This is a genomic window from Haloarcula sp. CGMCC 1.2071, from assembly GCF_037078445.1.
Classification (GTDB): Archaea; Halobacteriota; Halobacteria; order Halobacteriales; family Haloarculaceae; genus Haloarcula; species Haloarcula amylolytica.
This window is the reverse complement of sequence record NZ_JAYMGY010000006.1, coordinates 78,798-98,841: the sequence shown is the minus strand read 5'-3', so window position 1 is coordinate 98,841 and position 20,044 is coordinate 78,798. Positions and strand designations below refer to the sequence as shown.

Sequence of the window (20,044 nt, the reverse complement as noted above, 5' to 3'; positions counted from 1 at the left end):
CGGTTTGCAGGTGGAGGGCAATTCGCTTGCATACGACTGGCAGTTGCAGTGGGACTGAAAAACCGTCTGCGATAGCTTAAAACCACGTTGAACTCGGCAGTACTAATCAGCTTGGAGAGCCGGCGAAGCCGCTCTGCTGCAAACGGTCATCTCTGTTATGCCGTTTCGGCGTCGACGATGTTCATGCCATCAACATATGCAGTCGTTTTGCAGTAAGAGACGACAGGGCGTGGGAAGTTGGGAGAGATCAGTATTTTTATGGTAATTTCGGGATGAGTGACTAGTATGCGAACGGTCCTCGCAAACCAGCTCTCCAACGTCCGGGTCGTGAGTACTGATGGCCGCGAAGTCGGCACACTGCAAAACATTACGCTCGATACAGCTACGGGGGAACTTCAGACGATTGTCATCAACAGCGAGGTGCAGGAGATATTCGGCGTTGAGCGGGATTCCGACGGCGACATTCGATTGCCGGCGTCCCTCATCGAATCGAAGCGGGACCATCTGACCATTCAGCCGCCGACAGAACAAAGTGTCGCCGGCGGCGATACGGTGGACTCGTAGGCGACCCGTCGGCTGTTCAAACGGGCCGAAACGAATGTGGTTGGTAGTTGAGTATATTCGATTGTCGCTGGCTGATGGGGACGAGCGGCGACGGGGTTACAAAGTGCATTTTGCGAGTTTAGAACGCTGTGCCGTAGTTCAGAAAGACACCGATGACCGATGGGTATTTTCACCAGTTCAAGTGTATATCTGTAACACCAGAGTGCAGTAGTGTCATGACACAGATTCATTGTTTTTTTGAATACCTATGGACTAGTGCCGGTATGGTCCCGCTTGAAGTGTTAGCCGCCCCCCTCCAGAACAGCGGCGGTGGTAATATCGTACTGCTCTTGTTCAATCTGTTGATTGCTGGTATCCAGATTGCCGGGATGTGGATGGTATTCGAGAAGGCCGATCACGCAGGCTGGAAGGCAATTGTTCCGATATACGACCTCTACATCATGCTCAAGATCGGCGAGAATGCGTGGTGGTGGTTAGTGCTGTTGCTGGTCCCGTTCGTGAACATCTACGCGTGGTACAAGATTCACGCTGGAGTGGCCAGAGCATTCGGGAGAGGCATCGGTTTCGGGCTCGGGCTCGCGTTTCTGGGGATACTCTTCTTCCCACTGCTGGGCTTTGGCGATTACCAATACCGCCAGTCCGGTAGGCTTGCCTGAGATCTGCCGGCGCGGCCACAGGGCAGAATACTATCGCTTGAGCGTCAGGTATCGAACGGTAGCAGAGCGGGTAGTCCGAGGGGCGTTCCGGATGGTAATCGCTCGTGACGGCGAACTACTGTGTGTCCCCGGCAGCGTCTCTCGACAGTTCCTGTAATATATGTGTGAATACTGGCGAATAAATCCGAGTAGCATCCGAGACAAAAGAAAACATGGCTATGAGAGACTGGCACATCCATCGTCGTCCCGGAAAAGACGCTTGACTGTACGATTATCCGGTCTCAATCGGTGGGGGCTGAATGATCATCAAAACGAGGATCCCAAGCAGCCACAGCTAATTCGGTAGCGGTCTGTCAACGCAGACACGAACAGGTTCGGACGAATGCTCTTTTTCACAAATAGCTGAAAAGGTCTATGGAAGTACTATCGCCTGCACAGAACTATCCCGGCGTTGTCCTCGGTGTCCTCTGTGCTGGTGTCGGAGCCGTGTTGCAAGGCGTCGAAAGTAGCGTTCTATGGGGCCTTATCGGGTACTTTGTGGGCAAATCGATACAGAGTACGCTCTGGACTATTACCGGCGAACGGACCTCGTGACCCGAAGACAGTCGGTGCGAGATGCCGACTCGGCCGTGGTGGCGGTCCGTAAAGCCGACTACCCGTTTCGCTTGCAGCTGGCGGCAACCATTGCGGTCAAGACGGCGAGGACGAGCAGTTTGACGGCAACGAGGTGCCCGACCGGGGAAGCGAGTAGCGCTGGAGCGGACAGCCCGATGAGCCCGGCAGTCTGGTAAACGCCGGTCACGAACACGACCGGAAGAACGACAGGGAGGTGGCGGCGGAACGCGTGTGCCTGTGGTTTCAGCGCCTCGCCAGCGTCGGGTCGGGACCGTACTGTCGGCAAGACGACGAAGTTGTGCCAGATCGCGCCGCCGAGCCACAGCGAGAACGCGCCGACGTGAGCAAGCCGGACCCCCCAGTCCACGAGTGTCGTCCCCGTTTCCACCCAAGCGAATCCAGCAAGCGAAACGAGGCTGGCGAGGAGCAGCGTGGACCGAACCGACACCGCCCGGCGAGTCGGCGAGCCGTCAGCAATACGTCTGATACCGACCCAGAGAACCGGGGCAGAGATGACGCCGAGACCGAGAGCCACACGGCCGGTTCCGAACTGGCCATCGCGGGCACCGAGGCCGAGATGGACAGTCCCGGAGAGGACGAATCCGACGACAGCGAGTGTTTCGATCCGTTGCCACCGGTGCGTGACGGTCCGGTACGTGTCGTCATCGGCGAACTCGGACCGGTCGAAGAGAGCGAGTCGCCAGTAGGTCCCACCGACAAGAACACCGAGCGTCGCGAGGGTAACCCACCTGATACCCCGAACCAGCACCGGGGCAGCCAGATTTGCGACCCAGATGCCAGCCAGCGACCCGGTCAGTAACAGTCCCAAAACGAGCCGCGGCTTGAGTACCTGTACCGGAACGGTGCGGCCGAGCAACGAGATTGCCCTGTTTTCACCTTCTCCCGTACCCATAAGCTAATCAGTTTTAGGTACACCTAATCAAAACCCTGGGGCCGGAGATGTTCGGTCGGTTTCGTACCCGAGACAGAGCGAAGGGGTTCGGGACTACACTTTCCGCAATAGCTGAGAGACCAAGAGATATGTCCTCAGAATCGCAAACAGGGTCCGCTTCGTCGCTCACGCCGTCGGTTTCCGATATCGAGCGGAGCGCAGGCCGATATCTCTTCGCCGTCTCTGTCCTCTCGGAATCTCCCACGGAGCGGGTTTCAACCGGGGAACTGCAGGAGTTCTTGAACGTGACCCCGGCCAGCGTCACGGAGATGGTGTCGAAACTCGACGAGCGGGGACTGGTGGACTACGAAAAATATCAGGGAGTGACGCTCACGGATCGCGGGGACGCTCTCGCGACGGAGGTTGGGTGGCGTTTCTGCGTCGTTTCCACCTTCTTCGAATCGGTGTTAGATACGACCCTCGACGAAGAGACGGCGTTCGATATCGGCTTCCTCCTCCCGAAAAACGGTGTGTTTCGTCTCCGAAGCCAGGTGGATGGAGCGTGTCTGGGCCTCTGTCCAGAGGGAGACGGCGACGGCGAGCAGTGCGTTCCATAGACGGGGAGTGTCGTCAGCACCCGCTATCGAATCTCTCGCCGGTTCGGAACCGCCCGTTCCACGTCGTCAAACAAGTCAGCGGAAGACCGTGACGGCGAACGTATTAGCGAGCGGATCCGCGGCCCGTTCTCAGTCTCGAACCGGGTACGACAGTGACAGGATACCCGACAGGTTGCCGTCCAATCGGTAGAGGGATCGGAATGCTGCCGAACCCCTTCGGGACAGGTGACATCAGTCCACTCGTGTACCATCCAGTATAGAGATGCCAAGAGAGATTCAGTTGCGAGACCAGTCGGAAGGACAACGCCGGGAACAGCTCTTCGACGTACTGTCGGGAGCCGAGGTCGGTGATACCATCGAAGTCGTGGCCGACAGGGATATCGACCCCCAGCTGGTGCGCTACCAGCTGGAACAGGACCGGTCGCTGGAGTGGGAATACGCACATCCCGACGCAGAGCCGCGAGAGCTGCAGGTGACCGTCGGCGAGCCGCTCGGGGACGAGTCGCTCCCCACAATCGACGTCCGTGACCTGAAGCCACAACGGCGACACGAGGCGCTTCTGGATATCTTCGATGGTCTGGCGGCGGGTGACGGGTTCGTCCTCGTCAACGACCACGATCCCAAGCCGCTGTACCACGAGCTCAAATCGATGCATGGGGACGTAATCGAGTGGGACTACGCGAGTCAGGGCGGGGGCGAATGGCGGGTCGAGATCGTCAAGACCGGCGATTCCGAGGCCACCGATGAAGACATCGTTACGCGGTACGACGTCCGCGAAATCCCCAAACGGGAGCGGCATCCGACGATCCATCACCGATACGGAATGATACCCGAGGGCGGGACGATGGAACTCATCGCCCCACACGAGCCGCGGCCCCTGCAACGGGAGTTCAGACAGCGGTACGGCGACGCGTTCGCCTGGGAGGTCGTCGAATCTGAGCCCGGCCGCTGTCGCGTCCAGATCACGAAAACTGAGAGTACGGGGGAGTCCGGTGAATCGGATACCGCTGCCGATGACGTTTCGGCAGCCCCATCTGACGACGAGTCAGTCGAGATTACCGACGAACTCGATGTCAGAGCTCTCCCGCCGGCACAGCGACACGAGCAGATCTTCGAGGCGTACGCCGAACTGGACAGCGGGAGCGGGTTCGTGCTGGTGAACGACCACGACCCCAAGCCGCTGTACCACCAGTTCGAGGCCGAGGCGGGCCCGGAGTTCCGCTGGACCTACCGCCAGCAGGACCCCGGTGAGTTCAGAGTCCTGATCGGAAAGGCCGAGCCGACCGTCGACGAGTCAGCCGACGAAGAGACGGAGGTCCCGTTCTGACCATGGACTACCGACCCAAACTTCGAGAGCGGGGGAACAGAGCGCGCCCTACAACGAACGTAAGTAACAGCTACCAATGACTGAACCAATCGATCCGGACCGACCGCTCGGCGCACTCGTCAGAGAGAACCCGGCGTTCGCTCGTGTCTTCGAAGCAGTCGGGCTTGATTTCTGCTGTGGCGGTGACCAGATGCTCCGGACAGCCTGTACCGAAGCGGACCTCGATCTCGATGCCGTCCGGGAGCAACTGGACGAGGCGCGCCGACAAAGCGAAAACGGCGAGGACGAATGGGACTCGATGACTACACTCATCGAACACGTCGTCGACACCCATCACCAGTACCTCCGCGAGGAGCTGCCCGCGCTAAAGCAGCTCGCTGAGAAAGTTCGGAGCGTCCACGCGGAAGAGCACCCAGAGCTGGCGGACATCGAGCGGGAAGTCCTCGAACTGGCTGAAGAGATGCATCAGCACACGACAGATGAGGAACAGGACGTGTTCCCCGTCATCGAGAAGCTCGACAGCGGAGACAAACTCACAGGCGAGGAAAGAGCGCGTCTGGACGAGGCGCTCGCGGACCTCGAATCGGACCACGAAGCGACGGCCGAGCACCTCGAACGGATTGCGGAGCTGAGCGACGGGTACGCAGTTCCGGACGACGCCTGTCCGAGCTATGAGAGTCTGCTCGAACGACTCGAAACACTGGAGCAGGACACACATATGCACGTCCACAAGGAGAACAACGTCCTGTTCCCGCAGGTGGAATCACGGCTCGCGGGCCAAGTCTGACGGTCAAAAGGCCGATTGACAGCCCTTACAGTACTGCTCCTCTCCACCCAAGATTTGTCAACCAATATTTTTGAGGTGTCGAACACGTTCGTGCAAATCATTTTCCTGTATCTGGTCGCAGTCGGGCTTGAATGTGTTTAGGTAAGCCTAAAACTAGAGGCCAGACACAGCCCAGAACCCTCCCTCAGCCGTCACATAGGAGGTGCAGTGTTCGTGATACGTGACCATATTCGGCAGTTCCGTCACGTCATCGACGAACAGTCGCTGTCCATACGAGGCGTGATAACACTCGGAGCGTTGCTCTCGCTCCCGATATTCGGAACTGGTGTCCGCACCCTGGGAAGTTCCCTCGGCCTCGGTCGACTCGTCGTCCCGTTGCTAGTCCTCGCGCATGTGCCGGCCGTTATCGCACTGATCGCCCTCTGGTCGATAGGCTGTGACGTCTGTGGCCCCGAGGCTTCGAGCTAACGATAGCCGGTGTCGTCAGGACCCTGTGATGCAGATACACGGCGGCTGAGCGGTGGCGGTATAAGGTGGCTGGTTACCGTAACATCGCGTCGGCGTACTCACTCGCCGTCTGTCGGGCTGTTTCGAGTTCCTCGGTGTCGTCCAGCATCACGGCGCGAGTCCGGGCACCGTCGATGATCGTCAGCAGCGAACGGGTAACGTGATCCGCGTCGACGTCGCTGAACACACCCTCGTCGATCCCGTGATTGATGACCGCCTTGAGCATGTACCGAATGTACTCGTCGTTCTGTCGGAACCGGTCGCTGAACGCCTCCTTGTACGGTGCTTGACTCCGCATCTCTAACAGGGCGACCGAGAGATCGGGGTTTTCCTGGGGTTTGACGAGCAGTTCATCGAGCAAGATTTCCAGTCTGGCTTCGGGGTCCGTCGTCTCGACGTCGTGAATCGAATCGACGAACCGCTCCAGCAGATAATCGAGAAAGGCCGCAAGAAGGTCGTCTTTCGTGTCGTAGTAGTAATGCACTGCAGCCGTCGATTTACCGTACTCGTCCGCGATCCGTTTTATCGTGAGGTCGGCGTACCCGTGCTCGCGCAGCGCCCGGTAGGTCGCCTGCATTATCTCCTCGGTCTGGTCCGAGAAGGTGCGGTCCGATGGTCCAGCCATTGTGTACCGGTTTCACCCACGGTTGGATAACCGTTGTGACCCACCTACTATTGTGCAGTTGAATTATCGGTTAGTTAGTTCTCTGAGTGTTGAACGGTCTAAATTATCGTTTATAACTCACTTTGTGGAGTTCAAAGCGTTTTTGACTAACTAGTTAGTAAGTACAGTCACAGCCGCTATGGATGACGAGACAGCTACCGAAATTCTCGAGGCGACGTACCGCGCCCTCTGCCAGCACGGGTACGCCGCGCTCACGGTCAAGGACATCGCTGCCGAGGCAGACCGGAGCAAAGCGTCTATTCACTACTACTACGACAGCAAAGAGAACCTCTTTACGGAGTTTCTGGACTTCTTGTACGAACGATACACTGCAAAGATTACGGGGGTCGACGGGAGTACACCACGGGAAGAACTCGATTTGCTGTTGGACACCGTTCTCACTGATGGGCGACAGACGCCCGGTCAGGAGTTCAGAACGGCAATACTCGAAATAAAGGCACAGGCCCCGTACAACGACGCCTTCCGGACACAACTGGCCAGGTTCGATGCCGTGCTCTTCGACCGGCTGCGGGAAATCATCGCGGCCGGCGTCGAAACCGGGGAGTTCGATAGCAGGGTCGAGCCGGCCGTCGCAGCTGAGTTTCTCGTGACGGCGATTACAGGTGCCCATACCCGACACGTCGCCACAGACCGTTCGATAGACAGATTTAAAGAGACGATTACGCGATACGCTGAGACACATCTCCTGACGGACACGCCAGCGGAGGCGACCCGCTGATGGGGATTCGAAGTCGCGTTAGTGCGCTGTTCAAGGGGCCCGAGGAGTTCGACCTCACGTCTGGTGGCATCGGGAAGCCGCTGTTCTTCCTCTCGATGCCGATCGTCATCACGAATCTCTTCCAGACCGCGTACAACCTCGCGGACACGTTCTGGCTCGGCCAGTACAGCACGGACGCGCTGGCGGCAATCAGCTTCGCGTTCCCGATGGTGTTCCTCCTCATCTCGCTCGGGATGGGGATATCCGTCGCCGGCAGCGTCCTCGTCGCGCAGTTCACCGGCGCGGGCGAGGAGCGCGACGCCGAGTACGCCGCCTCACAGACGGTCACGTTCGCCGTCATCGTCTCGTTCGTTCTCGGCATCGCGGGCTATTTCGGCGTCGATACGTTTCTGAGCCTGATGGGCGCGTCCGAAGACGTCCTGCCCATGGCGACCAGCTACATGGAGGTCATCTCGCTCGGCCTGCTGTTCATGTTCGGCTTCTTCGTCTTCGTCGCGCTCATGCGGGGCTACGGCGACACGATAACGCCGATGCTCGTCATGTTCGGTTCGGTCGTGCTCAACATCATCATCGACCCGTTCCTGATATTCGGCTGGACGGTTGTCGAGAACGCGCCGCTCGTCGGGACGATTTCGTTCCCCGAGCTCGGGATCGAAGGGGCCGCCATCGCGACCGTCTTTTCCCGGGCGCTGGCGCTGGTCGTCGGGCTGGCGATCATGTTCCGGGGGAACCGCGGCGTCCAGATTCACCTCCGCGATATGGCCCCGGACCTCTCGTATCTCCGCCGTCTCGTTCGCATCGGCCTACCCGCCTCCGTCGAGGGGACGGGGCGTGCGCTGTCGATGAACCTGCTGTTGGTCATCGTCGCGATGTTCCCGGACACGGTCGTCGCCGCCTACGGCATCGGAACGCGCGTGTTCTCGGTCGTCTTCCTGCCGGCTATCGCGGTCGCTCGCGGCGTCGAGACGATGACCGGCCAGAACATGGGGGCCGACAAACCGGACCGGGCAGCGAAAGCGGCCGGCCTCGCGGCGACGGTGCTGTTCGGCGTGCTCACCCTGGCTGGTGTTCTCGTCTGGTTCATTGCCGCACCGATAGCCGACCTGTTCACGACGGACCCCGAAGTCGTCGAAATCACGACGCAGTTCCTCCGCTACGTCGCGCTTTCCTTCGGGTTTATCGGGATTATGCGGGCCTACACCGGGAGCTTCCGCGGTGCCGGGAAGACGCTCACCGCCGCGGCAATCTCGGTGTTGATGCTCGGAATCATCCGCTTCCCGATTGCGTGGTTCGCCGCGGGCCCGATGGGTGAATCCGGCATCTGGCTGTCGTTCGCCGTCTCGAACGTCGCAGGGGCGCTCATCGCCTACGGCTGGTATCGACGCGGGACGTGGCGAGACAGCAACCTCACCGAAGCCAAAGTCGATATTGACGAAGCGGGCGTCGAGATGTCGGCTGACGGAGACTGACAGCGGTGGGTGGCGAGCGAGTGACACCCCGCAAGTGAACCAATACTTTCAGGCGAGCCGCCGTTACTACTGCCATGCCCACAGAACCGAACGCCAGTCAGGATCCCTCGTCGCCGCTGTTTGCAGCTATTTACGATCCGGCCACAGCGCTCGTTGAGCGGACGCTCTTACGGCCACATCGTGAGTATCTGGTAGCGAATCTGGATGGCACAGTGCTGGACCTCGGCGCTGGAACCGGCGCGATGTTTCCGTATTTCGATAGCGTTGCGAACGCGGCGACGGAGTTTCACGCTACCGAGCCGGACCCACATATGCGGCGACAGGCAACAGAGAAGGCGAACGCGCAGGCCACGCCGATTCGTATCGAGCCTGCACCGGCGGAAGCCCTCCCGTACGACGACGACAGCTTCGACGTTGTCATCGCCTCGATGGTGTTCTGTACGATTCCAGAGGTCGAGTCCGCGATAAGTGAAATCGTCCGCGTACTCAAACCCGGCGGCGAACTGCGTTTCTTCGAGCACGTCATCGACGACGGGTGGCGCGCCCGGGTACAGTCGGCCCTCGCACCGCTCTGGAAGCCTCTCGCTGGCGGTTGCCATCTTACCCGACAAACAGGGTCGCGGCTCGTCGCTGACCGGTCGTTCGACGTCGTCGAAATCGAGCGCCTCAATCTCGGCATGACGCCGATCCGTCCGTTCGTTCGGGGACGGCTCCGCAAGCGAGCCACGTCGCCGACGCGATAACTCGGCGGTGGTTAGCTCTGGCTCTGGGTGACAGACCCCTCCTCGTTCGGCTGAATGACGACGAATCCATCGTCGCCGGTGAACTCCATCTGTATCGATTCCCCGGAGGTCTGGCCGATTTCGAACGTCTTGTTCATCTCGATAGACGGCGAGAGGTTCGAACTCCACGCAACGGTCGCGTCCGGGTCGGTGAAGACCGGCGGCGTCATCACTAGCGGATCGCCGTGCGTTGTCAGCGCGACTTCGCCGGGGCCGGTGAGGAAGACGTTCGTCAGGCCGCCGGCGGCCATACTGGAGAGACTGCCGACGGTGTTGATTTCGTAGTCAACGCTTGATTCGAACGCGAGCACGTCGGTGCCGTTGACCGATATCGACTCCCCGTCACCGAGGGCCAGCACCTGCACTTTCTTGCCGTTCTCGGCCACGTAGAGGTGGCCGTTTCCTTCGGCCTCCATGACCGGCGTCCCTTCGCCGCTCACGGCCTCCTTGACGATGCCCGTGATGCCGCCTTCCGCCGAGGACTTGCCGGTGAACGTCACCTCGCCGGTGTACGCGACCATCGACCCGGCTTTGACCATCACCGTTCCGTCGAGCGGGATGTCGAGCAGTCTGTTGTTCTCCTTCTGGAACCCATCGCCGCCGTCTACGGGGGCGTTGGAGCGGACGAATTCCTGTAAATCCATAGCTACATCGAGACACTGGACAGGCCAGGCTCATAGACTTCTTGAAGGATTAAAACGCATTTTGTGTGAAGTGGTCTCATATTGATGGAGCAACGCAGTTACTGAGCCGAAAAGGAACTGAGAAATAGTATAGCCGAATAGCTATTCCGTATCGCTATATAAGCGTTCGAGGAGATCAGTGACGCCGGCTTTGGTTTTGCGGTAGCGCCGCTCCCCATCGGGCGTCCGAACAGTGTAGTTGTACACGACACTGTCGGGGACATACCACTGGTCGCTGTATGTAGACAGTATTTCCTCGGGGTTTCCACCGTCCGTGACTTCAGATGGTTCGCCGTCAGTGGCATCGGGATCGGAGGACGCTCGATCGGCCGCAGTTGCACCGCCTGTGTCGGTTGCAGATTCCGACTGGGTAGCTGACGCAGTTGGCTGGTGCTCACCGTCGCCTACGACACAGAGCTCAGCAGCTAGCGGATAGTCACCGGGGATTCCTGCGGCGAGGTCGTCCAAACGACCGGCTTTCAGCGCTTCACGCATCAGAATGTCCTGTGCGCTGATCACGCGCTCGCCGTCATCCGGGTACCGCTGGTGGTACTCGCCGTCGCTGTCCATCTCCCAGAGCTTGCGGTTGTCCGAGAGGACGAGTTCGAGATTGAAGCGGAGTTGGCGCTGGATCTCGGGGCTGGTCACGGGCGCGACTGCTTCGACCCGGTAATCGAGATTGCGTGTCATCCAGTCGGCGCTGCCGATGTAATACTCGGGCTCGCCCCAGTCGTCTTCAGCAGTGGGTTCGGCCCGTGCGCCGTTCTCGAAGTAGAAGATGCGGGAGTGCTCCAGAAAGCGTCCGACGAGCGAGTACACTGAGATGTTTTCGCTGATGCCGTCCAGTCCGGGCCGGAGGCGACAGATGTCACGGACGATGAGGTCGATGTCGACACCCGCCATCGAGGCGCGGTACAGTTCGGCAACGATAGCGGGGTCTTCGAGTCCGTTAACCTTCGCGACGATACGTGCGGGACGGCCGGCCTGTGCGTGCTGGGCTTCCCGACGGATACACCGGGTGAACTTCTGGCGCATCGTCACCGGTGCGATGAGGAGTTCGCGGAACTCCTCATCCAGCGACGGCCCGGTGAAGAAATTGAACACCTTCGTCAGGTCGCGGCCGATGTCGCGGTCAGCGGTCAACAGCCCGAGGTCGACGTACCCCTTCGCCGTCTCTGAGTGGTAGTTCCCGGTCCCGATATGTGAGTACAGTTCGACGCCGTCGTCTTCCTCCCGAACGACCAGTGCCGTCTTCGTGTGGGTCTTCAGTCCAACCGTTCCGTAGGCGACGTGGATACCGTTTTCCTCCAGCTTACGTACCCATTCGAGGTTGTTCTGCTCGTCGAAGCGGGCCTTCAGTTCGACCATCACCGCGACTTGCTTCCCGTTTTCCGCAGCCGTTATCAGCGACTGGATGATCTGTGAGTCGCTTGCAGTCCGGTAGATCGCTGCTTTCACCGCCAGTACATCGGGATCTTCGGCTGCCGCGGAGAGGAATCGCTGGACAGTGTCGGTAAAGTCGTGGTACGGGTGATGGAGCAATATGTCGCCATCCTGGATACGCCGGAACACGCTCGGGTCCGTCGTATCCGGCGTCCCGAACGACTGTTGTCGGCGACCGTTGAGACGAGGATGCGGCTGTGGCGTCCACTCGTCAAGCGAGAGATCGGGCCGGTCGAGATCGGTCAGCTCCGCAAAGTCTCGGTAGTCCAGCGGTCCCGCGAGGTCGTATATTTCACGCTCGTCGAGACCGAGCTGTGTCGCGAGTGTCGATCTAATACGGGGGTCTGCATCGGGAGCGAGTTCCATTCTGACGACCGACGCGAAGCGCCGCTGTTCGAGCACGTCCTCGACCATGTCGATGAGGTCCTCGGCTATCTCCTGATTCCGCCGGACCTCCGCGTTGCGGGTCAGTCTGAACAGGGCCGTGTCGACGATCTCGACGTTCGGCAACAGCAGATCGAGGTTCGCACGGATGACCTCTTCGAGCAGTACGTACCGTGTTTCGTTCCCGAGCTGGACCAGACGGGGCCTGTTCGGCGGAATCTTGATGCGGGTGAACGTCGGGTCCTCGGCGTTCGGATGCCGGGTGAGGACAGCGAGCGAGAGCGATCGATTGGAAATGAACGGGAAGGGATGTGCCGGGTCGAACGAAAGCGGCGTCAGCGTCGGTAACACGGATTCCTCAAAATAGGTTCGTAGCTCAGACTGCTCTGTGGTGGAAGCATCGTCGTAGTCGAGAATCTCGATACCCTCTGCAGCAAGCGCGGGCCGAATCGCGTCGCGGTAGCAACGGGCCTGCGTCGCTAACATCGGCCGCAGAATCTCGTGGACCGCTTCCAGTTGCTCCTCTGGCGTTCGACCGTCGGGGGCCGTCTCGGTCACGTCGGCCTCGATCTGCTGTTTGAGGCCGCCGATGCGTTTCATTGTGAACTCGTCCAGATTGCGGGTGACGATAGCGAGGAACCGAACCCGTTCCAGCAGCGGGTTTCGTTCGTCCAGTGCCTCGTGGAGTACGCGCCGCTGGAAGGCGAGCGCACTCAGTTCACGGTTGAGATACAGCGACGGGTCATTCAGGTCGACATCCTCCGGCTCGTATGCGGGGATATCCGGTTCTGAGGGTTGATTCATCGGATTACGATGAGGTGGGCGGTGCGCGCTCTGGGTCGACGATGCTATCGGACGATCGGTCTTCGTGGGTCGTCTCTGGGGCGACTGTGACGAACTCACCCGTCGAGCACTGGTACGCCGTCAGTTGCCCGCCGTACACACACCCCGTGTCGAGGCCAACCGCAGTAGGCGTCTCGAATGGCTCGGAAAGCACCGTGTGGCCGAAGAAGATACGCGGGTCGTCGCGGCGCGTCTCGAACCAGTACGGGCGGTCGTAGCTCCCGTCCGGAACGAGCGAGCGCATATTCAGCAGTTCAGTCAGTTCGTGTTCCGCGAGAGGCTTTCGGTGGTCGACGCCGCCGTGGACGACCAGCGAATCGTCCCACGATATCGCCACCGGGAGCGACGCGATCCACGACAGGTCGTCGTCGGTCAGCGAGGGAAGGGATTTGCGGCCGTCGATGATCTTCTGTTCGTTGTTGCCCCGGACGGTGATGAAGTTCGGATGCTGTCGAACGATATCGACGACACCGGCGCTGTCGGGCCCTTTGCGGACGAGATCACCGACGAAAACGACCAGTTCGTCCGCTGTGGGGTCCAGCCGATTCAGGAGCCGTTCGAGCGTCGGGCGACAGCCGTGGACGTCGCCGACGACATAGATCTCCTCCCAGTCATCGCCGTGGATTCGCTGGTGTGATGCGCCGAGGTCCGGATGAAACGTCGGTGGTGAGACCATCGATGTGGAGCCGTTGACGGTACGTCGGTGAATCTGCTATAGGCGTTTTATATGAGCCCTATATAGGTGTATGAGAGCGAACGTATCACCCCAACTGATGTCGAACCCACCGCTAGAGACCGAGCCTGCGCTGACTGCCACAGACCGTAGGCGAGACGGAACTGCCTCCCGGTTTATATGTGATGCATCTGTAGCAGCGGTGTGACAAGAGGTAGTCATTATTCGGCCGAGACGTCGCCGTCGCATACGCCGGGGCTATCGTCGTACTTACCGAACTTCACGAGCTCGTACCCGGACTCGTCTATCGATGGTTCCCGAAACGTAGCCACGTCGAACCCCGAACGAGGGGGTCGAAAAGGGCAGTAAATAAAAGTTAGTTGTCCGCGGCAGGCGCTTCGTCCGGAGACGCAGACGCAACGGGGGCAGCCGATGTGTCCCCAGAGGAGAAAATATCGAAGCCAGTGACCCTCGCAGTACAGAGTGGCGCACCGGTGCTACCATTACCGACGATGAACAGTTAGACACCTGTGGCCGCTATGCTGGTGGCGTCACTGCAGACCGCTAACTCATGCCTTCTTCCCACAGATGACGACAATGACCGAACGCAGTACCGACATGGAGGGCCGTATAGCCGTTGTCATCCGGACGGTTCTGCCCGGGTCTCGATAGTGATGTTTCTGACAGGCTCACGCTGTGCGTCGGCTTCGTCACCGAACGCGACCTCCCAGTCCCATGGCTGGTCCGATTCGAGCCTGTCACGGCGTGTGGTCGCGCTGAAACCCTGGTCACCGACATCGCCCGAGGCCACGATGACACAGTTCGTAAGCGCCCTCGTGCTGGTATTGCGGGCCGTCCCGCCCACACCGACGTTGACCATCGTGCCGTCGATGGGATAGCTCGATTCGATGCTGAGCGCATCTGAACGCGGTGGAAGGTCGGCCGTTGCCGTCTCCCGCTTCACGGTAACGGTCGCATGGTGAGCCTGAAGACCCCAATCGAGTATCACCGGGATTTCGGCGGGACTCTCGTCGTAGAACGGGTCGATAGTGGTGGTGTGCGTGCGACGCTCGCCGGCCGGCACGGCGACTTCTACTTCCCCAGTGTCGGAGAGGAGCGTGTGCCCGAACTCCGCGAGAAAGCGGGCGTCGCGGTCGCCGTCGTTGGCGACGGTGAACGACGCGTCGAAAGACTCGCCGACGTCCACGCTGTCGGGAGCCTCGATACCGTCTACGGTGAACTCGGGAGCTCTGGAAAGCATCTCGACAGTGGCATCGGGGACCCGCCAGCGGGCGGTCTCCCCCGCTGATTCGAGCTCCAGCGCAACGGTTCGGTAGTCCGACACTGGAACGGGGAACCCGATGACACCCGCAGTTTTCCGCTCGGGGCGGCCGACGAGTGACAGCCGGTCAGTTATCGGCTCCCCGTCCGCGACAACCCTCACTGGGATCTCTTCGACTCTGGCATCACCTGTCTCGGCATCCAGCACGAGAAACTGGCTCCCATGCTCAGCACGGACATCGACGTGGACTCCGGCGTCACGTATCGACGCACGGACCCGTGGGTCGGCCAGCGTGACGGTATACGAACCAGCCGAAAGCGCGTTTGGGGGTGCGGGCGAGCCATTGTCGTCCCCGGCGGTGCCGGTTTCGCCCGCGAAGTAGCCGTTACACCCGGCGAGACTGCCGGCTCCGAGTCCCACAGCAGAAGCGAGATACTGTCGTCGGTCCATACCTTGTTCTCTCGGTAGACGGGTAAGTGTCTCCGGGACGGTCAAACTGGATATATAGCGACTGTTCGCTGTGTGACCGGAGCGGCAGGGAACACGAATTTGGTCGCTGAGTTCCCCTCGACAGCCTACCCGAGTTCGGCGACGACCCGCGGCAAACAGCCCGCATCCGGTTCGAAGTACGAGTAGTGATCGGCTACGAGATCAGTGACATCCACGTCCTGATAGCCGTCGGGAGGCGGCCCCGCATCGCGGGTTCCAGCGTGGCCCACAGCGTGTGTCCGGTCCGACGCTCGGTACACCCACGAGAGGACCTTGTCGTTGTGGCTGTAGAAGTTCGACACCGGAGCGTCAACGGCCGCTATGGCGTCGCCGTAACGACCGTCTGTAGTTACGCTATCGTAGGGGATAGCGCCGCCGAGCAGTGACACCGAAGCAAGCGCGTCTGGCACCCCTCGCTTGGCTAGCTCCCGGAGGGTCTCACCGGTCACCCGCGCACCAAGTGAGTGAGCGAGCAAATGGACCGGCCGGCCGTCGGTTTCGGCCCACTCGACCAGCCACTGAGCGAGGTGGGTACTGTTCGCCTCGGCGTTGTCCTTCGCCTGCACCCACTCGACATCGGAATCCCAACTGTACGCGATAACCGGTGTGGGCCGTGTTCCGTCGAGCGCTACCTGCGCCGTATAGGCATTGTCGCGCGCCCTCTCGGCGTCGGTACTGAATCCGTGGACGAACAGGAACACCTCCGACGCGTCGTCGAACGACCACATGCCACCAGTCTCGAAGGCTGGCCCCTCCGCCGCGTCGAGGAGCCCGCGCGTAGTGACGACCGGCTGTGAGTCCGGTGCAGTGTACCCGCCCGAGTCGCCCTGTAGCGACCAGTACACGTAGGCACCGCCGCCCCCGAGCAGACCGAGTCCGCTTCCGAGAGCGATGAGCAGCCGCCGTCTGGTCACACCCGTTTGACTGTCCATGGCTAGTAGCTTGTGGGTAGTTCGCAAGCACACCGATAAATCAGTTGAGATCGACGCGGACGGAAACAGGAAGCAACGCAAGAGCTGTGTTACAGCCCACAGACTTCATGTATCCGCGGGCGGTTGACGGAGCCATGACGACCTGGGACGAGCGATACCGAGCGGGTACGTACCCACAGCGCCCGGACCCACATCCGGTGTTAGAACGATACCTGCCGACCTTTCCACCGGGACGAGCGCTTGATATCGCAACCGGGACGGGGCGGAACGCGCTTCCGGCCGCAGCGGCCGGGTACCGCGTCGATGCGGTCGACCAATCGCGTGCGGGGCTGCACATTGCCCGTGAAAATGCACGCGAAGCGGGCGTCGAAGACGATATCGAGTGGATACAGGCGGACCTCGACTCGTTCGCGTATCCGGCGTCGAGGTACGACCTCATCACCATTAGCTTCTATCGCCCCGTCGACCGCCTCCCCGACATTATCGAGGCGCTGGCCGACGGCGGCTGTCTGTTCATCCAGCACCACCTCCGGACGACCGACGACGTGGACGGCGGCCCCTCCGGGGACCGGTACCGGTTCGCCTCCAACGAACTGCTCAGGGCCGGACTCGACCTGACGGTGTTGCACTACGACGAACGCACCGCGACGAGGGACGGGACGACCGCAGCCACCGCCCAACTGGTCGCCAGGAAGTCACAGGGCGGTCGGCAGTCGTATCCGGACATCTCGGAGTAGGGTAGCAGACGGAGACAGGGTGTCAGACAACTCGTCACAGGCTATTGATTTCAGGCAGTGTAGACTGAACAAGCTGCACAGTCGGTCTGCGTATCTACCATCTTCACTCAGAGGGCGCAGGTTCCAACGATGTGCGGTCGAGGCCGACAGTGTCGTAGTCCTGCTCGGTCGAAAGGACTCGCTCGTCGCCGGTTGTGACGAGTCCAGCGTGGAGTGCATCGAACGGGGTGAGATCGTACTCGTCGAGGAACGCCGCGGCGGCCAGAACCACGTCCTCGTGCTCTTCCGGCACGATTGGAACCAGTTCGAGCAGGTTGGTAATTGCCCGCGGCGCATCGATCTCGTACTCGGCCGCCTCACGGTCGTAGAACAGCACCAGAACCTCGGCGTACGCGAGTATCGAGGTATGTATGTCATCGTGTTCTTCGAGGGCGCGGACTGCGGCGTCCTGAAGCCAGTCGTCGTCCTTCAACAGTGCGGTGAGAAAGTCAGTTTCAACGTACACGACTTACGCCTCGCCATCCTGTGTCCGATCTTTCGCTTCCTCTTGAACCTCTCGTGAGATCGCCTTCCGCGATTCAGTTTTCAGCTTGTCGGCCTCTGTCTCTGCAAAGGCATCGCCAACGGCCGCTCGGAGGCCCTCTAGCGGGTCCTCGTCAACTGGGAAGAGTGCGACGTGGCTCGGGAGTTCAACGATACGATACTGGTCACCGAACCGGTCGCGGACATCCTTCGGGAGGTAGATCCGTCCTCGTTCGTCTGTCGTCTTCGACATGACGTATTCAGCCATAGTGTGGGAAAGAATAAAAATATTCCCGTAAATATAGTAGATTTCCCGCCCATATTGAGTCGTCCAGTCCGACCAATTCTCAAGCTCATTTACTGCTTGAGTTGTATTGACCGTTTCAAACTGGGTGTGATAACGGTTCTATACCACTCTAGAGGTGGCCGTAGAACAACCAAGAAGGGTACCGCGAACGGGAAACCAGAAGAACTCGGAGATCAATCCCCGGTCGGTTCTTCGCCGCCGTCGGCCAGCGCCGGGAGCCGCTCGCGCTCGAACCAGGCGAACTCCCGGGGGAACTGGTCCGTCGCCGCCAGGTCCCAGGGGTCGCCGTCCCTGACCAGTGGTCCCTCCAGCCACGAGGTCACGAGGTTCCAGACGAAGATGAGTTGGCCGATGACCAGCAGAACGACGCCAAGCGTCGCCAGTTGGTGCAGGAGCGTAAACAGGTCCACCGGGCCAGCGGTCAGAGCGTACGTGGCGTACCGGCGGGGCATCCCGGCGTAGCCGAGCAGGACCATCGGGAAGAACGTAACGTTCGTGCCGACAAGCGTCAGCCAGAAGTGCCACTTCGCCAGCGACCGCTGATACCACCGACCGGTGTACAGCGGGAACCAGTAGTAGATGCCAGCGAAGACGGCGAAGGCGATGCCGCCCATGATGACGTAGTGGAAGTGCGCGACGACGTGGTAGGTGTCGTGGAGAATGAGGTCGACGGGGATGGCGGCCTCGAACACGCCGGTAACGCCGCCGATGATGAAGTTCCCGACGAACCCGACACAGAAGAGGAACGGCGCGGTCGTCCGTAACGCGCCGTTCCACATCGTCGCCATCCAGTTGAACGTCTTCACCGCGCTCGGGATGGCGATGGCGATAGAGACCGCCATGAACGAGGCCCGTAGTCGAGGGTCCATGCCGGTCGCGAACATGTGATGGGCCCAGACGCCGAAGGAGAGGACTCCGAGCGCCAGCGTGGAGTAGACGACGAACTTGAAGCCGAACAGCTTCCGCCCGCAGAATTTCGGCAGGATGTAGCTCACCAGTCCCATCGGCGGGAGGACGAGGATGTACACCTCGGGGTGCCCGAAGAACCAGAACAGGTGCTGCCACAGCAGCGGGCCGCCGCCGTCCAGCGTGAAGAACGTCGTCCCGAGATTGCGGTCGAGCAGGAGCATGACCAGTGCACTGCCCAGCAGCGGGAAGGCAAACAGGATCTGTGCGGACTGCACCAGGACAGTCCAGGAGAAGATATCGAGGGTGGCCCATGTCACGTCCTCGCTCCGTTCGGTGAATATTGTCGCGATGAAGTTGATCGCCCCCATCGTCGCCGCGACGCCCGAGAGGTGGAGGCCGAGCAGCATCAGGTCCACGCCGGGGTTCTGCTGTTCGATCGACAGCGGTGTGTACATCGTCCAGGCGGTCTGTGCCGGTTCGATGTTTTCGAGGAACGGCCCGCCGAGGACGCCACCCCAGATGAGCAGCGCCGCCGGCGGCAACAACCAGAACGCGATGGCGTTGATTCGCGGAAAGGCCATGTCGTCGGCCCCGATGAGTAGCGGGATCAGGTAGTTCGAGAACGCCGCAAGCATTGGCGTCCCAAACAGGAACAGCATCGTGATGCCGTGGGTCGTCAGGAGGCCGTTGTAGGCACTGGCACTGAGGAAGTCCTCAGCGGGGTACAGCAGTTCGAACCGCATCAGAACCACGGCGATACCGCCCCAGGCGAACGCGACGACGGCGAACACGCCGTAGAGAATCCCGATGTCTTTGTGGTCGACCGTCGTCAGCCACCGGAGAATCCCGCTCGGCTTCTCCGCGTGGGTGCGTTCGTGCGTCCCGTGGCCGCCACCGATCGCAATCGTATACGACCGCCAGTCTTCGATCCGTACGAGTATCCCAGCGATACCGACGAGCAGTACCGCCATCAGTACTGTCGTCGCCAATGCGCCTACAGACACCATTTGGAGGGTCTTTATACGGACTGCCCGTGGTTCTTATCGGGAAGATGTTCGGAGACGGTTTATATGCATCCAGAGTACGAAGCGGCGCGACTACAGACGAAGCGGTTCGGGACCGAGGCTTTCCGTCGTGCGGTCGGAACTCCTCGCGATGCACCCACAGCACCGAAACCGACAGCGAGCGAGTTCACGCACCTGCCGACGTTCGAGCCAGTCC

At 60.5% G+C, this 20,044-nt stretch carries 20 protein-coding genes; 10 read left to right on the top strand and 10 right to left on the bottom strand.

The features are described 5' to 3' along the window. Positions 1–285 precede the first annotated feature (285 nt). Together VI234_RS12990 and VI234_RS12985 are read left to right on the top strand one after the other, a co-directional pair. A complete protein-coding gene (locus tag VI234_RS12990; RefSeq protein WP_008312209.1) occupies positions 286–564 on the top strand; it encodes a PRC-barrel domain-containing protein in 279 nt (92 codons plus the stop codon). Between the two features lie 263 nt (positions 565–827). Beyond that, positions 828–1,220 (top strand): DUF5684 domain-containing protein, encoded by a 393-nt coding sequence (locus VI234_RS12985; RefSeq protein ID WP_336330243.1) that lies wholly within the window; start codon positions 828–830, stop codon positions 1,218–1,220. A 652-nt stretch (positions 1,221–1,872) separates the two neighbouring features. Here VI234_RS12985 and VI234_RS12980 read toward each other — a convergent pair. Next, positions 1,873–2,748, bottom strand: coding sequence for a hypothetical protein (locus tag VI234_RS12980; protein ID WP_336330242.1), 876 nt, complete (start codon positions 2,746–2,748; stop codon positions 1,873–1,875). Positions 2,749–2,876: 128 nt separating this feature from the next. Between VI234_RS12980 and VI234_RS12975 the strand changes: the two genes are divergently transcribed. From VI234_RS12975 to VI234_RS12960, 4 genes are all read left to right on the top strand, one after another. Beyond that, positions 2,877–3,344: a metal-dependent transcriptional regulator gene (locus tag VI234_RS12975; protein WP_336330241.1), complete on the top strand. Its 468-nt coding sequence runs from the start codon at positions 2,877–2,879 to the stop codon at positions 3,342–3,344. A 262-nt stretch (positions 3,345–3,606) separates the two neighbouring features. Beyond that, positions 3,607–4,671, top strand: a complete 1,065-nt coding sequence (locus tag VI234_RS12970; protein WP_336330240.1) for a DUF2249 domain-containing protein — start codon at positions 3,607–3,609, stop codon at positions 4,669–4,671. 76 nt (positions 4,672–4,747) lie between these two features. Continuing rightward, positions 4,748–5,458 carry an iron-sulfur cluster repair di-iron protein gene (ric, locus tag VI234_RS12965; RefSeq protein WP_336330239.1) on the top strand — a complete coding sequence of 237 codons (711 nt, stop codon included), beginning with the start codon at positions 4,748–4,750 and terminating at the stop codon, positions 5,456–5,458. A 213-nt stretch (positions 5,459–5,671) separates the two neighbouring features. After that, complete coding sequence (locus VI234_RS12960; RefSeq protein WP_239642321.1) at positions 5,672–5,926, top strand: hypothetical protein; 255 nt, start codon at positions 5,672–5,674, stop codon at positions 5,924–5,926. A 73-nt stretch (positions 5,927–5,999) separates the two neighbouring features. Here VI234_RS12960 and VI234_RS12955 read toward each other — a convergent pair whose 3' ends face one another. After that, complete coding sequence (locus tag VI234_RS12955) at positions 6,000–6,590, bottom strand: TetR/AcrR family transcriptional regulator (protein WP_008312200.1); 591 nt, start codon at positions 6,588–6,590, stop codon at positions 6,000–6,002. Positions 6,591–6,768: 178 nt separating this feature from the next. Here VI234_RS12955 and VI234_RS12950 point away from each other — a divergent pair, with 178 nt between their 5' ends. The 3 genes from VI234_RS12950 to VI234_RS12940 all read left to right on the top strand — a co-directional run bounded on the left by VI234_RS12950 (position 6,769) and on the right by VI234_RS12940 (position 9,580). Beyond that, positions 6,769–7,368 carry a TetR/AcrR family transcriptional regulator gene (locus tag VI234_RS12950; RefSeq protein WP_008312199.1) on the top strand — a complete coding sequence of 200 codons (600 nt, stop codon included), beginning with the start codon at positions 6,769–6,771 and terminating at the stop codon, positions 7,366–7,368. Then, positions 7,368–8,837: an MATE family efflux transporter gene (locus VI234_RS12945; protein WP_008312198.1), complete on the top strand. Its 1,470-nt coding sequence runs from the start codon at positions 7,368–7,370 to the stop codon at positions 8,835–8,837. Before VI234_RS12950 ends, VI234_RS12945 begins: the two co-directional genes overlap by 1 nt. Positions 8,838–8,911: 74 nt before the next feature. Then, complete coding sequence (locus VI234_RS12940; protein WP_336330238.1) at positions 8,912–9,580, top strand: class I SAM-dependent methyltransferase; 669 nt, start codon at positions 8,912–8,914, stop codon at positions 9,578–9,580. Positions 9,581–9,591: 11 nt separating this feature from the next. Here the strand turns inward: VI234_RS12940 and VI234_RS12935 are convergent, their stop codons facing one another. The 5 genes from VI234_RS12935 to VI234_RS12915 all read right to left on the bottom strand — a co-directional run bounded on the left by VI234_RS12935 (position 9,592) and on the right by VI234_RS12915 (position 16,348). Further along, positions 9,592–10,263: an AIM24 family protein gene (locus VI234_RS12935; RefSeq protein WP_008312194.1), complete on the bottom strand. Its 672-nt coding sequence runs from the start codon at positions 10,261–10,263 to the stop codon at positions 9,592–9,594. 141 nt (positions 10,264–10,404) lie between these two features. Then, positions 10,405–12,933 (bottom strand): polyphosphate kinase 1, encoded by a 2,529-nt coding sequence (ppk1, locus tag VI234_RS12930; protein WP_336330237.1) that lies wholly within the window; start codon positions 12,931–12,933, stop codon positions 10,405–10,407. A gap of 4 nt (positions 12,934–12,937) precedes the next feature. Then, positions 12,938–13,648, bottom strand: a complete 711-nt coding sequence (locus tag VI234_RS12925) for a metallophosphoesterase family protein (protein WP_336330236.1) — start codon at positions 13,646–13,648, stop codon at positions 12,938–12,940. Positions 13,649–14,285: 637 nt separating this feature from the next. Further along, the gene (locus VI234_RS12920) at positions 14,286–15,377 is read right to left on the bottom strand and encodes a hypothetical protein (protein WP_336330235.1); all 1,092 of its coding nucleotides are present in this window, start codon (positions 15,375–15,377) and stop codon (positions 14,286–14,288) included. 125 nt (positions 15,378–15,502) lie between these two features. After that, positions 15,503–16,348, bottom strand: coding sequence for a DUF726 domain-containing protein (locus VI234_RS12915; protein WP_049943048.1), 846 nt, complete (start codon positions 16,346–16,348; stop codon positions 15,503–15,505). A gap of 134 nt (positions 16,349–16,482) precedes the next feature. On the opposite strand from VI234_RS12915, the gene VI234_RS12910 reads away from it, so the two are divergent. After that, positions 16,483–17,085, top strand: a complete 603-nt coding sequence (locus VI234_RS12910) for a class I SAM-dependent methyltransferase (RefSeq protein ID WP_008312183.1) — start codon at positions 16,483–16,485, stop codon at positions 17,083–17,085. A 103-nt stretch (positions 17,086–17,188) separates the two neighbouring features. On the opposite strand, the gene VI234_RS12905 is transcribed toward VI234_RS12910, so the two are convergent. From VI234_RS12905 to VI234_RS12895, 3 genes are all read right to left on the bottom strand, one after another. Beyond that, on the bottom strand, positions 17,189–17,590 hold the full coding sequence (locus tag VI234_RS12905) for a PIN domain-containing protein (protein WP_336330234.1): 402 nt from the start codon (positions 17,588–17,590) through the stop codon (positions 17,189–17,191). A 3-nt stretch (positions 17,591–17,593) separates the two neighbouring features. After that, positions 17,594–17,860 carry a hypothetical protein gene (locus VI234_RS12900; protein ID WP_014031241.1) on the bottom strand — a complete coding sequence of 89 codons (267 nt, stop codon included), beginning with the start codon at positions 17,858–17,860 and terminating at the stop codon, positions 17,594–17,596. 227 nt (positions 17,861–18,087) lie between these two features. Then, on the bottom strand, positions 18,088–19,794 hold the full coding sequence (locus tag VI234_RS12895) for a cbb3-type cytochrome c oxidase subunit I (RefSeq protein WP_008312177.1): 1,707 nt from the start codon (positions 19,792–19,794) through the stop codon (positions 18,088–18,090). Between the last annotated feature and the right edge of the window lie 250 nt (positions 19,795–20,044).

Excerpts from the sequence above, each read along its gene's own strand:
- VI234_RS12990 (WP_008312209.1), top strand. The coding sequence starts at position 286 with ATGCGAACGGTCCTCGCAAACCAGCTCTCCAACGTCCGGGTCGTGAGT.
- VI234_RS12985 (WP_336330243.1), top strand. The coding sequence starts at position 828 with ATGGTCCCGCTTGAAGTGTTAGCCGCCCCCCTCCAGAACAGCGGCGGT.
- VI234_RS12980 (WP_336330242.1), bottom strand. The coding sequence starts at position 2,748 with ATGGGTACGGGAGAAGGTGAAAACAGGGCAATCTCGTTGCTCGGCCGC.
- VI234_RS12975 (WP_336330241.1), top strand. The coding sequence starts at position 2,877 with ATGTCCTCAGAATCGCAAACAGGGTCCGCTTCGTCGCTCACGCCGTCG.
- VI234_RS12970 (WP_336330240.1), top strand. The coding sequence starts at position 3,607 with ATGCCAAGAGAGATTCAGTTGCGAGACCAGTCGGAAGGACAACGCCGG.
- ric (WP_336330239.1), top strand. The coding sequence starts at position 4,748 with ATGACTGAACCAATCGATCCGGACCGACCGCTCGGCGCACTCGTCAGA.
- VI234_RS12955 (WP_008312200.1), bottom strand. The coding sequence starts at position 6,590 with ATGGCTGGACCATCGGACCGCACCTTCTCGGACCAGACCGAGGAGATA.
- VI234_RS12950 (WP_008312199.1), top strand. The coding sequence starts at position 6,769 with ATGGATGACGAGACAGCTACCGAAATTCTCGAGGCGACGTACCGCGCC.
- VI234_RS12945 (WP_008312198.1), top strand. The coding sequence starts at position 7,368 with ATGGGGATTCGAAGTCGCGTTAGTGCGCTGTTCAAGGGGCCCGAGGAG.
- VI234_RS12940 (WP_336330238.1), top strand. The coding sequence starts at position 8,912 with ATGCCCACAGAACCGAACGCCAGTCAGGATCCCTCGTCGCCGCTGTTT.
- VI234_RS12935 (WP_008312194.1), bottom strand. The coding sequence starts at position 10,263 with ATGGATTTACAGGAATTCGTCCGCTCCAACGCCCCCGTAGACGGCGGC.
- ppk1 (WP_336330237.1), bottom strand. The coding sequence starts at position 12,933 with ATGAATCAACCCTCAGAACCGGATATCCCCGCATACGAGCCGGAGGAT.
- VI234_RS12925 (WP_336330236.1), bottom strand. The coding sequence starts at position 13,648 with ATGGTCTCACCACCGACGTTTCATCCGGACCTCGGCGCATCACACCAG.
- VI234_RS12920 (WP_336330235.1), bottom strand. The coding sequence starts at position 15,377 with ATGGACCGACGACAGTATCTCGCTTCTGCTGTGGGACTCGGAGCCGGC.
- VI234_RS12915 (WP_049943048.1), bottom strand. The coding sequence starts at position 16,348 with ATGGACAGTCAAACGGGTGTGACCAGACGGCGGCTGCTCATCGCTCTC.
- VI234_RS12910 (WP_008312183.1), top strand. The coding sequence starts at position 16,483 with ATGACGACCTGGGACGAGCGATACCGAGCGGGTACGTACCCACAGCGC.
- VI234_RS12900 (WP_014031241.1), bottom strand. The coding sequence starts at position 17,860 with ATGTCGAAGACGACAGACGAACGAGGACGGATCTACCTCCCGAAGGAT.
- VI234_RS12895 (WP_008312177.1), bottom strand. The coding sequence starts at position 19,794 with ATGGCGGTACTGCTCGTCGGTATCGCTGGGATACTCGTACGGATCGAA.